At 45.8% G+C, this 15,920-nt stretch carries 12 protein-coding genes; 6 read left to right on the top strand and 6 right to left on the bottom strand.

The window, feature by feature from the left end:
- Nucleotides 1-2: 2 nt before the first annotated feature.
- The 3 genes from CBI31_RS03640 to gloB are packed head-to-tail and all read right to left on the bottom strand — an operon-like array spanning nucleotide 3 to nucleotide 4,118.
- Nucleotides 3-1,886, bottom strand: a complete 1,884-nt coding sequence (locus CBI31_RS03640; protein WP_088525076.1) for a propionate--CoA ligase — start codon at nucleotides 1,884-1,886, stop codon at nucleotides 3-5.
- 28 nt (nucleotides 1,887-1,914) lie between these two features.
- On the bottom strand, nucleotides 1,915-3,309 hold the full coding sequence (locus CBI31_RS03645) for a transglycosylase SLT domain-containing protein (protein ID WP_088525077.1): 1,395 nt from the start codon (nucleotides 3,307-3,309) through the stop codon (nucleotides 1,915-1,917).
- Nucleotides 3,309-4,118, bottom strand: coding sequence for a hydroxyacylglutathione hydrolase (gene gloB, locus CBI31_RS03650; RefSeq protein ID WP_088525078.1), 810 nt, complete (start codon nucleotides 4,116-4,118; stop codon nucleotides 3,309-3,311). The genes CBI31_RS03645 and gloB overlap by 1 nt, the downstream gene beginning before the upstream one ends.
- A gap of 6 nt (nucleotides 4,119-4,124) precedes the next feature.
- Here gloB and CBI31_RS03655 point away from each other — a divergent pair, with 6 nt between their 5' ends.
- From CBI31_RS03655 to dnaQ, 5 genes are all read left to right on the top strand, one after another.
- Complete coding sequence (locus CBI31_RS03655; RefSeq protein WP_088525079.1) at nucleotides 4,125-4,931, top strand: class I SAM-dependent methyltransferase; 807 nt, start codon at nucleotides 4,125-4,127, stop codon at nucleotides 4,929-4,931.
- Nucleotides 4,932-4,940: 9 nt separating this feature from the next.
- A complete protein-coding gene (rnhA, locus tag CBI31_RS03660; RefSeq protein ID WP_420812060.1) occupies nucleotides 4,941-5,405 on the top strand; it encodes a ribonuclease HI in 465 nt (154 codons plus the stop codon).
- Nucleotides 5,406-5,517: 112 nt separating this feature from the next.
- Nucleotides 5,518-6,825 carry an efflux RND transporter periplasmic adaptor subunit gene (locus CBI31_RS03665; protein WP_088525080.1) on the top strand — a complete coding sequence of 436 codons (1,308 nt, stop codon included), beginning with the start codon at nucleotides 5,518-5,520 and terminating at the stop codon, nucleotides 6,823-6,825.
- Nucleotides 6,822-9,920, top strand: coding sequence for an efflux RND transporter permease subunit (locus CBI31_RS03670; RefSeq protein ID WP_088525081.1), 3,099 nt, complete (start codon nucleotides 6,822-6,824; stop codon nucleotides 9,918-9,920). Before CBI31_RS03665 ends, CBI31_RS03670 begins: the two co-directional genes overlap by 4 nt.
- The gene (dnaQ, locus tag CBI31_RS03675) at nucleotides 9,920-10,630 is read left to right on the top strand and encodes a DNA polymerase III subunit epsilon (RefSeq protein ID WP_088525082.1); all 711 of its coding nucleotides are present in this window, start codon (nucleotides 9,920-9,922) and stop codon (nucleotides 10,628-10,630) included. The genes CBI31_RS03670 and dnaQ overlap by 1 nt, the downstream gene beginning before the upstream one ends.
- On the opposite strand, the gene CBI31_RS03680 is transcribed toward dnaQ, so the two are convergent.
- Genes CBI31_RS03680 through CBI31_RS03690 form a run of 3 tightly spaced genes read right to left on the bottom strand, consistent with a single transcriptional unit; the run spans nucleotide 10,627 to nucleotide 14,525 of the window.
- A complete protein-coding gene (locus CBI31_RS03680; RefSeq protein ID WP_088525083.1) occupies nucleotides 10,627-12,690 on the bottom strand; it encodes an O-linked N-acetylglucosamine transferase, SPINDLY family protein in 2,064 nt (687 codons plus the stop codon). The two genes, dnaQ and CBI31_RS03680, sit on opposite strands and share 4 nt — an antisense overlap.
- Before the next feature lie 24 nt (nucleotides 12,691-12,714).
- Complete coding sequence (locus tag CBI31_RS03685) at nucleotides 12,715-13,806, bottom strand: tartrate dehydrogenase (RefSeq protein ID WP_088525084.1); 1,092 nt, start codon at nucleotides 13,804-13,806, stop codon at nucleotides 12,715-12,717.
- Between the two features lie 56 nt (nucleotides 13,807-13,862).
- Complete coding sequence (locus CBI31_RS03690; protein ID WP_088525085.1) at nucleotides 13,863-14,525, bottom strand: SprT family zinc-dependent metalloprotease; 663 nt, start codon at nucleotides 14,523-14,525, stop codon at nucleotides 13,863-13,865.
- Between the two features lie 83 nt (nucleotides 14,526-14,608).
- Here CBI31_RS03690 and CBI31_RS03695 point away from each other — a divergent pair, with 83 nt between their 5' ends.
- Nucleotides 14,609-15,919, top strand: coding sequence for an amidase (locus tag CBI31_RS03695; protein WP_088525086.1), 1,311 nt, complete (start codon nucleotides 14,609-14,611; stop codon nucleotides 15,917-15,919).
- Nucleotide 15,920 lies beyond the last annotated feature (1 nt).

The following is a 15,920-nucleotide window of genomic DNA, read 5'->3' on the forward strand; positions in this document are numbered from 1 at the left end:
AATTAAGCCTTAGCGCTTTGCTCGATGATGGTCTTGATTTGAGCCAAAACAGTTTGGTCTTCCATGGTGCTGATATCACCCGGATCACGACCTTCTGCCACCGCCTGCAGAGCGCGACGCACAATCTTTCCAGAACGAGTCTTAGGCAAGGCCGACACAACATAAACACGTCCAGGCCGTGCAATGGCACCCAACTGGCTATCAACTGTCTTCATGCATTCTTTTTCAAGATTCTCAGCCTTAGAAGAATCTTTTGGAATGACAAATGCAATAGCAGCCTGGCCCTTGAGCTTGTCTTCAATTCCGACAACTGCAACTTCAGAAATATTGGGATGACTGGAGATACTTTCCTCAATCTCGCGAGTACCAAGGCGATGTCCGGCAACATTAATCACGTCATCAGTACGACCCAAAATAAAGAAGTAACCATCTTTATCTTTAATGCCCCAATCAAATGTAGAGTAGATCAACTTGCCTGGAATTGTTTCCCAATAAGTACTAACAAAGCGTTTGTCATCACCCCAAACCGTTTGCATACAACCAGGAGGTAATGGTCCTTCAATGGCGATCACACCCTTCTGATCCGGGCCCAGCTCTACTGAAGTAGCATCGTCGAGTAGTTTCATGTTGTAACCGAAAGAGGGAACGCCCGGTGAGCCAAACTTATGCGGCATCACTTCAATGCCTCGCTGAATCGCTAGTATTGGCCAACCCGTTTCCGTTTGCCAGTAGTTGTCAACAACCGGTTTTTTGATCGCATCATGAATCCAGCTTGCAGTAGGCTCGTCTAATGGCTCGCCTGCCAAGAACAATGTACGCAATGATGAGAGATCGTGCTTGGTTAAGAACGCAGGATCTTGCTTCTTGAGAACACGAACGGCAGTTGGTGCAGAGAACATCACTGAAACCTTGTATTTCGCTACTAGCTCCCACCAGATCCCTGCATCGGGTCGCAATGGTGTACCTTCATACATGATCGTTGCCATGCCATTGAGTAAGGGTCCATAGATAATGTAACTGTGACCCACCACCCATCCAATATCTGAAGTGGTGAACATGGTTTCACCCGCTTTGCCACAGAAAATATGGTTCATAGAAGCCATCAAGGCAACTGCATAACCACCAGTATCTCGTTGCACGCCTTTAGGCTTACCGGTAGTGCCTGAGGTGTAGAGAATGTATGAGGGATGGGTTGCATCTACCCACTCCACTGGCACGATGTCATTCAAATGTTTTTGTCGTTCAGCCGCATAGTCCAGATCTCTACCAGCTACGCTGGTGAACTCCGACAAACCACGATTGACGAGCAAGACTTTTTCAGGCTTGTAACTTGCTAAGGTAATTGCTTCGTCTAAAAGGGGTTTGTATGGAACCGCTTTCCCGCCGCGCATCCCTGCTTCTGCAGTCACAATCATCTTGGGCTTAGCATCATCAATTCGAGATGCCAAACTATGTGAAGCAAACCCACCAAATACGACTGAGTGAATCGCCCCAATCCGCGCACAAGCGAGCATTGCAAAGCAAGCTTCCGCAATCATTGGCATGTAAATCAAGACCCGATCACCCTTTTGAATGCCATTAGCTTTGTAAATGGCAGCTATACGATTGACTTCCTCGTAAAGCTCTTGAAAGGTGTAAGCCTTCTCCTTATTGGTTTCAGTTGAAACCGCAACCAGGGCAATTTGATTTGGCCGCTCTTTTGCGTGACGATCTACGGAGTTGTAACAAAGATTGGTGAGCCCTCCCTCAAACCATTTTGCAAATGGAGGATTGTCGTAATTGAGAACAGTATCGAATGGTTTTTCCCAATGAATGAGCTTAGCTTGCTCACCCCAAAATCCATCTGGATCAGAAATTGAGCGTTCATGATGTGCTTTATAGGACATGGTCAACCTAATCTAAAAGTTTGTGAAATTACTGACTGTTAGCGCCGCCTTTGCTACTGGAAGAAGCTGAGACTGTATTTTTCGCAGATTTTGCAATTCCTGTCGATGCGGATTTATGCTGAGATGCCACATTTTTGGCTGAAGAATTACCCTTGGCAGCAGTCTTGGTGGGGCCACATTTGGTATTTTGGCCACTCTTGGCTGATTTTCTGCACTTTGGTGCTGGTGGAGCTGGCTTTTCTAGGTTCAAACTGGCATTTTCGGCCATTGCTGAAGAAACATCGCCAGCTTGACTGCTGGTTTTTGGTATTAGTACAGTAGACCCAGCTTTGATTCGCATTCCCTTTGGAATCCCGTTCACAGATCTCAGGGTATCAACATCTACCCCCAAAGTTTTGCCTACCTGGTCAACACTTTCCGTTTTAGGAATTTTCACTGCTGTCCAAGTCGATAGTGGTTTGTTATACGCCTTCAGATTTGCCTGAAAGATTTCAGCATGGGCAAAGGGCAACAAAATCTGCTGATTCGCATTGCTCAATATCACCGGCTTATTAAACGAGGGATTGAGATTGCGAAACTCTTCTTCTGGGATTTCAGCAAGCTTGATGACAACAGCAACATCGATATCGCTATCAACATCCAATGCTACAAAATAAGGGTGGTTTTCTAATTCAGGCAAAACAATTCCATAGGCCTGTGGATCTAAAACAATTTGGCGATAGGCCATGAGTTTGGGCACATACTGACGTGTTTCTTTGGGCATCTTCAGACTCAGGTAATCCGTAGGTAGACCGGCTGCCAAATTACGTTTTTGTGCCTTAGAAATGTTACCAGCACCCCAGTTGTAAGCTGCAAGAGCAAGCTCCCAACTACCGAACTGGTTATACAAGCGCTGCAGGTAATCCAATGCTGCATCGGTAGATTGCAATACATCACGACGCTCATCCCTAAAGACGTTTTGCGTCAAGCGAAAATCTTTTCCTGTTGCTGGCATGAACTGCCATAAGCCCATCGCTTTTGCGCTTGACTTAGCATGAGTTACAAATGCGCTTTCAACGAATGGTAATAATGCAATTTCAGTGGGCATATTACGGGCATTGACTTCTTGCACAATGTAAAACAGATATCGCGAAGAACGTGTCATCGAGCGATTGACATAATCGGGTCTTGCACTGAGCCACCTAACCTGCTCAATTTCGATGGGGCTATTCATGGGCTCCATCTGAAAGCCATCCCGAATTCGAATCCATAAATTATCGGAAGGCGCATAGACTTTACTGACGGATTGGCTTTTGAGGTCAACCCGCGTTGCCTTGGAAGACTTGGGGTTAGCTTTAGTGGGCGTATCGGATGACCAATCACCGGTGCTTGCGCATCCCGACAGAAAAACGGCAAGAAATATTACCGTAATATGCAGGCGCATTAGAAGTGGTCTTTCCAGGCCCTCACCACTCCTAAAACATGCGCAGGGGTGGGCAAGTCTTTTTGGCCAGAAACTTCTTGGGCTTTCGAAATCACATCAGCTTGATCACAGCGCATAAAAGGGTTGACCTGCAGTTCTTGGCCTATGGTTGTTGGCAATGTTGGTTGATTTTGCGCTCTTAATGCTTGCGCTTTTTCTGACCAGGCCACTAGTTCTGAATTATGAGGTTCAACAGCCAATGCAAAACGAATATTGGATAAAGTGTATTCATGGGTGCAATACACCAAAGTATTTTTTGGTAAGGAAGCAAACTTGGCTAATGAGCTAGTCATCTGGGTTGGCGTCCCTTCAAACAAGCGCCCGCATCCTGATGCAAATAAGGTATCGCCACAAAGCAATATCGGCTGAGCAATATTAGGCTGCATATTGGCGAAATACGCGATATGACTCAAAGTATGTCCAGGAACTTCAAACACTTTGAAGCTAATACCTGGAGTGGCTATCTCTATCGTGTCACCCTCTTTGGCGATGACTGTGCGACCCGGAATATTGCTTCCGGCTGGCCCATAGACTGGAGTGGCAGAGCCAAAACTGCGGAGCAAATTGAGGATCCCGCCGGTATGGTCAGCATGATGGTGGGTAATTAAGATTCCCTTAAGGGCAAGGTCGTTTTGCAAAAGATAATCCTCAACCGGGGCAGAATCCCCCGGATCGACCACTAAAGCTGACTTCCCATCATGGATACACCAGATGTAATTGTCATCAAAGGCCGGGATAGGCCAAACTTGCAATAAAGTATTCTTATCCATAGACCGATGATACCAACCCCACCCATCCCCTCTCAGATGCCTGCACCCCCATGGAGTACCTGGGAGAAATGGCTGCAATCTCCACCGGGACGCTATGTGCTGGCCTGGGAGCAAAAATGCTTTGACCAAATTGTCGCGGATGTCTTTGGGTTTCATGCGGTTCAAATTGGTTTGCCGCAAATCAATACCCTGCTTGAGAACCGCATGCCCTTGCAAGCCCTCTTTATGCACTCCAATGACAGTCGTGAATATGCTGCCCGTTTTAATTGGCACCTGATCGAAGGAAATGCTTCCGAGTTGCCATTTGCCAATGAAAGCCTCGATTTAGTAGTGCTTCCCCACGTGCTTGAATTTGCGACGGATCCTCACCAAATTTTGCGTGAAGTCGATCGTGTTTTGCGTCCTGAAGGACGCTTGATTATTTCCGGATTTAATCCAGCTAGTCTTTGGGGTGCCCGTCAATATCTCAGCCGATTAATTGGTAATCCCTACCTGCCGCGCGATGGTCAATTCATTAGTCTCATTCGCATCAAAGATTGGCTACAGTTACTTAACTTTTCCTTAGATCGTGGCCATTTTGGCTGCTATAAATTACCCTTGCAAGGCAAGTCCTCCATGGGTCGCATGGATTTCTTAGAGCCGATGGGTAATCGTTGGTGGCCTATCTTTGGCGCAGTATTCTTGGTTTCGGCAATTAAACGTCATCAAGGCATCAGGCTCATCGGGCGCGTAGCACCAGTGCGCATTCCTGCAATACCGCAACTCACTCCTGCGGCAGAACGTAATCAAATCAAGAAATTCAAGAAACAGTAAATTAGAGCAATGTCCCATACTAAATCTGCACCACACATACCTCACATCGTGATCTATACCGATGGCGCTTGCAAAGGCAATCCTGGTCCGGGTGGTTGGGGCGCTGTATTGCGCTCAGGCGGTCATGAAAAACAGATTCATGGCGGGGAAAAACACACTACTAACAATCGTATGGAAATTAGTGCTGTTATTTTTGCCTTGCGCTCACTTAAACAAAGAAGCACAGTTGAGCTCTGGACCGATTCTCAATACGTCCAAAAAGGGGTGACAGAATGGCTTGAGGGCTGGAAAAAACGAGGCTGGAAGACTGCCAGCAAGGAGCCGGTTAAAAATGCCGATCTATGGCAAGAATTAGACGCCCTTCTCCCCGATCATGCCATCTCATGGCATTGGGTCAGGGGCCACAACGGACACCCTGGCAATGAACTGGCTGACCAGCTAGCAAATAAGGGGGTTGAGGAGTTTTTGCCCTAGAGCCAATAATCCCCTCCGCAAGCACGATTGAGGCAGTCTTATGAGAGAATGGACGTGCCTTAAAAGCCCCTAAAACAGCATTAAAGACTTATAAAACCAAGAAAACGAGACTGTGTCAAAAATAGAATCTTCTCTCGATCGACTATTTGCCAAATTAGTGCAATTTAAAGACATAGGTAAGACGCGTCTGTGCGCCCTGTGGCAAAGATTATCGCCCTACCTTGGGCAACTTCAGAAAATAGATTACCCGACAACAAAAGCTTTTGTCATTCGCTTTAAGTGGCGCATTTTGTTGATCTTAATTGTTTTTTACGCTGGATCTAAGGCTTACGATTATTACTTCCCTGCAAGCAAAAAAGGTGGGGGCCCTCAAGTCATTACCAGTGTAGTAGTAGAGAAAAAAGATATCCCTCTCGTGATTGAAGCTACTGGTACGACCGTCTCTAATAGTATTGTAGATATCCGTCCAATGGTGACAAACACCGTTAGTAAAATTCACGTTAAGGACGGTCAAGAAGTTAAAGAGGGGCAACTTCTATTCACGCTCGATGACCGTAATGACAAAGCCAATTATGAAAAGCTCAAAGCTTTGGCTGACGATGCTCAAAAACAATATTTACGCGCCAAAGAATTGGTAGAGAAGAACTTTATATCAAAGGCCGGTTTAGAGACATCGCTTGCTAATGCCAAGTCGGCACAGGCTGCCGCCCGCTCTGCCGAGGTACAACTCTCCTTTGACTCCATTCGCTCACCGATTAACGGTAGAGCAGGAATCGTGAATGTCTTCCCTGGCTCTCTAGTGCAAGCAAGCAATATCGTCTCTACCGCAACAAACTCTACTGCCACCTCTAGTGTAGGTTCGATGGTCACAATTACACAACTGAACCCAATGAATGTTCAGTTTGTGATTCCAGAAAAAGATATTCCTATCATCCTAGAAAATAGGAAGAGTGACGTACCTTTAACAGTAAAAGTGACTATTGGTAATACCGGAAAAAATACTTACGAGGGTCAAGTTCTGGTAATCGACAATCAAGTAGACCCTCTGATTGCCGCAGTTCGTGTTAAAGCACAAATTCCGAACGATAAGTTGGAAGTGCTTCCTGGGCAATTTGCACGCGTATCACTCAACGCTAACACCTTAAAAGATGTGATTGCTGTTCCTACTCAGGCAATTGTCATTGGTCCAGCTGGGCGCTTGGTATATGTTGTTGACAAGGATGATAAGGTCACGGCAAAACCGGTGAAGACAACCTACGAATACCTCGGCACCTCAGTTATTACTGGAATTAACGCAGGCGATCGCATTGTGGTTGAAGGTAAGCAGAATTTACGCACCGGCAGCAAAGTACGCGAAGCAAAAGCCGCCAAATCAGAGAAGCCCCCTGCTGATAAAACCACTACCGCTGAACCAAAATGACGCTTTCTGAGCTATGCATTAGACGCCCCGTAATGACGGTCTTGCTGTCTATTGCCACAGTCATTGCTGGGAGTGTTGCTTACACTAAGATTCCAGTAGCTGCCCTACCCAGCTTCAATACGCCAGTGATTTCTGTATCGGCCAGCTTACCTGGTGCATCACCTGAAATTATGGCTTCGGCTGTTGCGCTACCGCTTGAAAAAGAATTTTCAACGATTGATGGCATCAAAGTGATTAGCTCTACCAATTCACTTGGTACCACGAGCGTTACCCTAGAATTTACAAGCGATCGGGATATCGATAAAGCGGCTGTAGATGTTCAGGCAGCCCTCTTACGAGCGCAACGCCGTTTACCAATTGAAATGACGGTGCCTCCTTCGTATCGAAAGATTAATCCTGCCGATACCCCTGTATTAATTGTGCGCATGAGCTCCCCATCAATCAGCCTCTCTGAAATGAATGCTTATGCAGAGAACCTGATGTCTCCAAACTTATCTACAATTTCTGGGGTTTCACAAGTAGCAGTCTACGGAGCAAAGCGTTACGCAGTCAGAGTGAGTGTGAGACCAGATGCCTTAGGTAATCGCAATATCACCATGGATGAGGTGGCGGCTGCCATCAACAAAGCCAATACTAATAGTCCCGTTGGAACCCTTGATGGCCCCCGCCAACTGATTACCATCTATGCCAATCCACAACTTGTAACAGCTGAGGAATTTGGCAACCTGATTGTTGCGCAGCGCAATGGATACCCAATTTATCTCAAAGATGTTGCTGATGTACAAGAGAGCTTTGAGGACGTCAAGACCTATGCTTCAGCAAAAGGTGAGCGCTCAATAGCGATTGCCGTACTGCGCCAACCCAATGCCAACACTGTAGAAGTTGTTGACTCCATTAAAAAACTATTGCCTTCTCTGAAAGCACAAATGCCGGAATCCATTCAGTTAACACTGATTAATGACCGTTCGCTTTCAATTATTGAGTCAATTCACGATGTCAATCTGACGTTACTTCTCACCATCGCACTTGTTGTCTTGGTGATCTTCCTATTCCTAAAGCACGTATCTGCAACAATCATTCCTTCTATTAGTTTGCCGATTTCTCTGATCGGTGCATTTTTTGTTTTCTACTTTTTAGGCTATAGCCTTAATAATATTTCCTTGCTGGGCATTACTCTCGCCGTTGGCTTGGTGGTAGATGATGCAATCGTAGTATTAGAAAACATCATGCGCTATGTTGAAGAAGGCATGGACCCCTTAAAAGCTGCTTTAAAAGGTAGTAAAGAGGTTGGATTTACGATCATCTCAATCTCCATATCTTTGGTGGCAGTATTTATTCCACTATTTTTCATGTCAGGTCCAATTGGCCTTCTCTTTAGAGAATTTGCCGTTGTGGTAACGCTCTCTATATTGGTCTCAGCGGTTGTCTCATTAACAGTAGTGCCAATGTTATGTAGCCGCTTTTTGCCCAAGCCTGGTCAACATCCAAAAGAATATGCAATTACAAAGCAGTTTGATCGCGGATATGAGTGGACTTTAAAAAAGTATGTCCACTTTTTAGATTTAGCCTTAGCAAATAGAAAAAGAGTGTTATTTGGCGCATTAGCCAGCTTTGTGATTACTATTGCTCTCTTTGTTTACAGCCCAAAAGGATTCTTTCCGGAAGAAGATATTGGACAGTTACGCGTGACTGTAGAGGCCTCTGAAGATACTTCCTTTAGCGCGATGATGGCTTTACAAGATCAGGCCGCGAAAGTAGTCGATAGCGACCCTAACGTGGCAACCTCAATCTCTATTCTGGGTGGTGGCCAATCTTCCGGTCGTAATACCGGAAGATTCTTCATCATTCTCAAGCCCAAGGATGAGCGCCAAAAAATGAGCAAGGTCATGGAGGGCCTGAGATCCAAGTTCAAAGAAATCCCTGGCATTCAGGTCTACATGAGTCCGGTACAAAATTTACAGCTAGGCGGTCGGAGCAGTAAAAGTCGCTATCAATTTACTCTGCAAAGCGTTGGCTTTGAAGGCGTCAATGAATGGGCTGAGAAATTGCTCCAAAAAATGCGCGCTGATCCAATTTTTAAGGATGTCACTAGTGACTCGCAATTAAAAGGTTTGAACGTCAAGCTTGAAATCGATCGGGAAAAAGCAGCCAGTGCTGGAGTCTCCATCGCTGATATTCGCACAGCCCTCTACTCCTCCTTTGGTGAGAGGCAGGTATCTACCATCTATACCCCAGTCAACACCTATTATGTGATTTTAGAAACAGCAGAGAATGATCGTCAATTTGAAACAGACTTGAATAAGGTCTTCGTTCGAGGTAGAGCGACAGATAAATTGATTCCGCTATCCAGTCTAGCGAGCTTTGTCAGAACCGTAGGACCCACGGCAGTAAATCACCAAGGTCAGATTCCAGCGGTTACGATTTCTTTTAACCTCGCTCCAGATGTTTTCTTGGGGGATGCGACTAAGGCAATAGATGGCTTTGTTAAGGCGGTTGATTTGCCACCTTCTATCATTACAAGCTATGGTGGTGATGCGGCCGTATTTAAAGATAACCAATCGGGTCAGGTTATTTTATTATTAGCTGCACTAGGCGTTATTTATATCTTGCTTGGCGTTCTGTATGAGAGCTATATCCACCCCCTCACAATTTTGGCGGGCCTACCCTCTGCAGCGATTGGTGCAATTTTATCTCTACGCATCTTCGGATTTGAGCTAACTGTTGTTGCTTCGATTGGCATCTTGCTGCTGATTGGTATTGTGAAGAAAAATGCGATTTTGATGATCGACTTTGCATTAGATGCGCAGCGTAATCAAGGTATGACTCCCGAAAAAGCGATTCGTGAAGCCTGTATTTTGCGCTTTCGCCCCATTATGATGACTACGATTGCTGCTTTGATGGGCGCATTACCCATCGCGCTTGGCATAGGGGCTGGTGCAGAGTTACGTCAACCACTAGGTATTAGTGTGGCCGGTGGTCTGATCTTCTCTCAATTTGTCACCTTGATTATTACTCCCGTGATTTATCTCTATTTAGATAAATATGCGGGTAATGGCCCCATGGAAATTCCGCCGTCAGTGCTAGAAGGAACCTAATGCGTCAAGTCATTCTCGATACTGAAACTACTGGATTAAATCCAGCTACTGGTGACCGCATTATTGAAATTGGTTGCGTTGAGATGCTTGATCGTCGCTTAACTGATCGCACCTTCCATTACTACGTCAATCCAGAGCGTGATATCGATGCTGGCGCTTTTGCTGTCCATGGCCTATCTCGTGAGTTTCTCTCTGATAAACCGGTCTTTAGCAATATCGTTGAGCAGCTCATTGAGTTTGTGGATGGCGCTGAAATCGTTATTCATAACGCCGCCTTCGACTTAGGCTTTTTGGATAATGAATTCGCCCTCCTAAAGCGTCCGCCATTTCGCAATCTAGCTGCTAAGATCACGGATACCTTGCTCGATGCTCGCCAGATGTTCCCTGGCAAACGTAACTCTTTAGATGCGCTGTGTGAACGTTTTTCTATTAGCAACCAACACCGCACCTTACACGGCGCCCTGTTAGATGCCCAGCTCTTAGCCGAGGTCTATGTTGCGATGACTAGAGGTCAAGAGGATCTCTCAATTGATTTAATCGACTACACCGTTGGCGCAGATGCATCTGGACACGCTAAACCATTGCCGACTGATTTAAAGGTGATGGCTGCAGGCGATGATGACATTGCGCAACACGAAAAGATTCTTGCTGAAATTACTAAAGCAAGTAAAAAAGACTCCGTATGGAGCCCTTCAGGCCTTAGTAACTAAGATTTCTGCTGAAGCATTCCACAGAAAAGTCCTTCTAAATCCATTACATATTGCTTGGTGTTGAACAAAGGGGCTGTTAGCCTGTTTGACGATTGCTTTGCGCGTAGTTCTGCTAATAGTTGTGGTTGAGTAGCGAGCTCTAAAGCTTTAGCAAAGTATTCCTCTGGGGTATTGACAATCAACTCCGGCATCCCCAAGGCAGAAAGCTGGCTAGCAGCCACCCTAGCAGCAAAGGTTTCTCCTATTTGCGTTAAAACAGGAACGCCAGCCCATAATGCGTCAGCAGCAGTTGTATGTGCGTTGAAATAAGGAGTATCTAAAAAGAGATCTGCCAAGCGAAGTCGGCTTAAGTGATCCCTTCTTGAGGGTACGCGACTAGCGAATATGAGTCTGGCAGGATCAATACCTAATTTTCTAGCATTCTCACGTAAATTTTGTATCGCTAACTCAGACGGCATCGATAACCACAGCACACTGTTATCCACATGCTTTAATAATTGCATCCACTGACTAAAAATTTGCGATGTGATCTTATAGGAATTATTAAAACAAGCAAATACAAAACCTTCTTTAGGCAATCCTTGACCATCACGCGAAGGCATTGAACCAAAATCCTCAAGCTGAACTAAAGTATCTGCCGGGAAAAAAGAGTTCGGCATATAAGCCAGTTTTTCCGTATAGTGAGTCGCATCAACTTGCGGCACTGCAACTTGATCAGTTATCAAATAGTCATAGAAATTGGCACCTGAAGTGCCTGCATACCCTAGGTAGTTAATTTGTAACGGCGCCACTTTTCTTGCAAATATCCCCGTTCTTGCACCAGCAGTATGTCCATTCAGATCAATGGCAATATCAAGCCCATGCTCAATCACTAATTGTTGAGCATCTTGATCATGCAGTCCAAACAATTCATATGCCCTATCAAATGATTGCCTCAGCCTACCTTCAAGTGCATCGTCAGATTTTTTATTTAAAAAATATCCATAAATTTCAAAACGCGAGCGATCATGAAGGCGAATCAGATTCTCCATAATGATGCCTACTGGGTGCTCCTTAAAATCACTGGAAAAGTATCCAATCCGAATTTTTTGATCTGTGGCTTTCTTTACGGATTGAAATATTGACTCATTCACGTAAGGCACGCGCTCGCGGATATATATTTGCGCTGCTTGTTTTTGCAATGCAAGGCTAGCTGGGGTTTGCAATAGAACAAACGGCGGTACTGCAGGCTTGTTTTCTGCAACTGCCTGCAAGGCCTCTGATAGTAATTTTTCATTACCCTCCCAATTACAGACTGTTGCCAACGAATTGAGCAATTGGCCAATCAGAAAAGGAATTTTCGGCCTCAACTCAAAAGCTTTTGAGTAGCTCACTCGCGCCAAATCTCCATGCTTTAATTCAGTTAGGCTATTTGCTTTATTAAACAAGGCCTCAGCATAATTTGGATCACGCGCAAGAGCCTGATCATGAGCTTCGCATGCCTGATCAAAGCGACCTAAATCAAAAAGTGCATTACCGTAGTTTGTCCATGCTTCGGCATAATCTGGGTTGAGCTCAAGTGCGCGTTCAAAGCACGCAATGGCCTCAACAGGGTAGCCTTGATCAGAATATAGATTACCTCGATTTGACCAAACTAGAAAATAGTTTGGATCAAGCGAAATCGCTTTTTCATAAACAGCCTTAGACCGATCGTATTGACGGAGTTTTGCATATGAAGTCCCCATATCAGTCAGTACCTGAGGCTGATTTGGAGTGAGACGATTGAGCTTTTCAAAAGTCTGAACAGCGTCGCCATAGCGCCCTGTTTGGTGCTGCGCCTTTGCTAAATTAGTCAGCAGTTCTGGGTTCTTAGAATCCAGTGTGGCTGCTTTTGCAAATGGCTCTATAGATTCCTCTGTGCGACCTTGCATTGCCAGGCAAAGGCCTTGCACTTGCAATGCCAATAAGTCTTTCGAATTAACGCGCAGAATAGAGAGCGCTATACGCTCTGCCGCCTCAAGGCGCTGATTTTGAAACTCCAGCATCATTTGCTGAATTAGGGGCGCATAAGCTGGAGTCATCAAACGCTCTGAATTACATTCGCCTTAGATTGCAGCAGCAATCGCCTTACCTAAGTCGTCAGTCTTAGCAGTGCCGCCTACATCGGGTGTTAATGGTGCATGCCCAGGACCAGCTAAGAGAACTTTTTCAATCGCATTAAATATGGCTTTGCCTGCCTCTGGATATCCAAGGTGATCTAACATCATCGCCCCACTCCAGATTTGACCAATCGGATTGGCAATCATCTTGCCAAAAATATCTGGCGCAGAACCGTGAACCGGCTCAAATAATGACGGGAACTTGCCTTCAGGATTAATGCTTCCAGAAGGAGCTACTGCGATCGTGCCGGTACAGGCTGGACCCAAGTCAGACAGGATATCTCCGAACAGGTTGCTAGCAACAACGACATCGAATCGATCGGGATTCATAACAAAGTGGGCAGCCAGAATATCGATGTGATATTTATCAGTGCGCACGTCGGCAAACTTCTTGGACATTGCCTCTACGCGCTCATCCCAATACGGCATGGTGATCGCAATACCATTCGATTTAGTTGCTGAAGTTAAATGCTTCTTAGGGCGGCTCTGAGCCAGATCATAGGCATATTTCAAAATACGATCAACGCCCTGTCTTGTGAATACAGATTCTTGAATCACAAACTCACGGTCAGTATCGGGGAACATTTTTCCGCCAACACTAGAGTATTCACCTTCAGTGTTCTCGCGCACTACAAAGAAGTCAATATCGCCTGGCTTACGATTCGCTAAAGGACATGGGATGCCAGGCAATAAACGGACTGGTCGTAGGTTCACGTATTGATCAAAGCCACGACGGAACTGAATTAAGCTGCCCCACAAAGAAACGTGATCAGGAAGAATATCGGGCATACCAACGGCACCAAAAAAGATGGCGTCGTATTTCATGAGAGTATCGAACCAGTCGTCCGGCATCATCTTGCCGTGCTTAAGATAGTAATCACAGCTTGCAAAATCAAAATGGTCGAATTGCATCCCAATACCAAATTTACGGTTAGCAGCTTCTAAAGCGCGGATACCTTCTGGCATCACTTCCTTACCAATACCATCACCAGGAATCACAGCGATTTTTGGGTTCTTAAAGATTTTCTTAGTGTTCATGTTCTCGTCTTAAATAATGAATAGTTATGTTCAATGCAATCTGGTCAATATAGATACTAGCTGATAGCTCGACGGATTTGATCTGGGGCAGACTTGCCACCCTTGGCAACAGAATCGCTGTCGTAATCACTCGTATTTTCAATAGTCTCTGGGGCAGCCTCCTCCATCCGGATATTATCCTTTGGGCAGATTGGCGCCCCGTAACTAGCCCACTTTTTAAGCAAAGTGACCTCATAGCCACATTGACCGCATTTAGCCTTACTGCGGCTGGAATTACTAGGTCTTGGCGGAGGAAAAACAATGGCCTGATGGGGATATGGGCCCAGCTCTTGGCTGATCATCATGAGTCTGACCATCAGCTCTTCGGTGGCATGTGCCATCCTTGCAGGCCCTTCTAGGCCAACTGTTTGAGCAATCCCCTTAAAGTCCTCTCCATGGCCGCTAAAACAGTCGTCAACGGCATGGCATAGCTCATGGACTAAGGTGTCTAGCAACTGCACTGGATCATCAATTTTGGGTGAGATAAAGATCTCATTAACACCTCCCCCAGACCGCTCCCTTGGCCAGCATTGGCCCATAGTGGTTCTGGGACTACTAGAGGCCGGAAATCCACAGGAGACTCGAACGGGAGGGATGGCATAGCCTGCCTTGGAAAATACTGGCTCAAGATGTCTAACCGCGTCTTGGAGCCAGGCTTCACGGACTGAATGTTGCTTCATCGATCTGCTTACTTTGCGCTAATGGGGTGAGATAAAAAAACGGTAAATTGCGATCATACGCCACCGAACGTAAAATAGCGTCTATGAAAGATCTAGAAAGCCTCAGCGCCTCCCAGGCTGTAAAAGCCCTGTCCAAACGAGAGATTAAAGCAAGCGATTTACTGCTCTCCTGCTTAGATCGCATCGGTCAAAGAGAGAGCACTGTAAAGGCTTGGGTTAGCCTTGGTAAGGAGAACGCCCTCGCTAGAGCAAAGCAACTCGATAAAGGCGCTATTCAGGGTCTATTACATGGCCTACCGATTGGCGTTAAGGATTTATTTGACACCTATGATCTCCCTACGGCATATGGATCTCCCATCTATCAAAACAACTACCCACGGGCAGATGCCGTTTCAATTGCGCTGATGCGTCAAGCAGGCGGCATCATTCTCGGAAAAACAGTCACGACAGAATTTGCCACCTTCAAAGGCGGCGTCACCACTAATCCGCATAACAGCAAACACACCCCTGGCGGATCATCTAGCGGCTCAGCAGCAGCAGTTGCAGACTTCATGGTCCCCTTAGCAACCGGTAGTCAAACAGCTGGCTCGATCATTCGGCCTGCATCCTATTGTGGCGTGGTTGGCTTCAAACCAAGCCTTGGAAAAATCAGCATCGCTGGCGTCAAAAGCCTTTCAATCTCACTAGATACATTAGGTTGCTTTGGCCGTAGCGTAGAAGATGTTGCGCTCGGTATAGCAGCCATGAGTGGCGATCACCAGCTCGCTAACGTGAAGGATCTTCACAACAAGCCCCGTATTGGAATTTGTAAAACCGCTAATTGGTCGTACGCTCAAAAAGAAACTGCTACAGCACTAGCGGTTGCAAGGCATGCAGCTGAATCCATTTGCAAAGGAACCGTTGTTGATCAAAAGCTAGCAAAAGCCTGCAATGGTTTAACTCAAGCCCAAACCAATATCATGCTCTCCGAGATGTCTCGTAGTCTCATTTTTGAGCGCACGCATTTTCCTAAAAAAATCAATCCGCTGATTAGCAAGTTATTAAACGATGGCGCACACATTAGCTATGAGCAGTACGCCAAAGATTTATTGATGGTTGAGCGAGCTAAGGCTTCTGTCGCAGATCTTTTTAATAATGAGATTGATATTCTGATTGCTCCTAGTGCTACTGGTGAAGCACCATTAATCAAAGATGGCACAGGTGATCCTATCTTTTGTAGAGACTGGAGCATGCTAGGTCTGCCGTGTATTAATTTGAATGTTGCTAGCGGGCCCCACGGCTTGCCAGTCGGCGTGCAACTCATTGCAGGCCCAGGAAAAGATCAATTTTTACTGAGTGCTGCTAGAGCATTTGCGCTAGCCTTACCTGATCCCGTTTTGCGAGATCAGGCTTAAA

Origin of the sequence: Polynucleobacter campilacus, assembly GCF_002206625.1 — a bacterium.
GTDB lineage: Bacteria > Pseudomonadota > Gammaproteobacteria > Burkholderiales > Burkholderiaceae > Polynucleobacter > Polynucleobacter campilacus.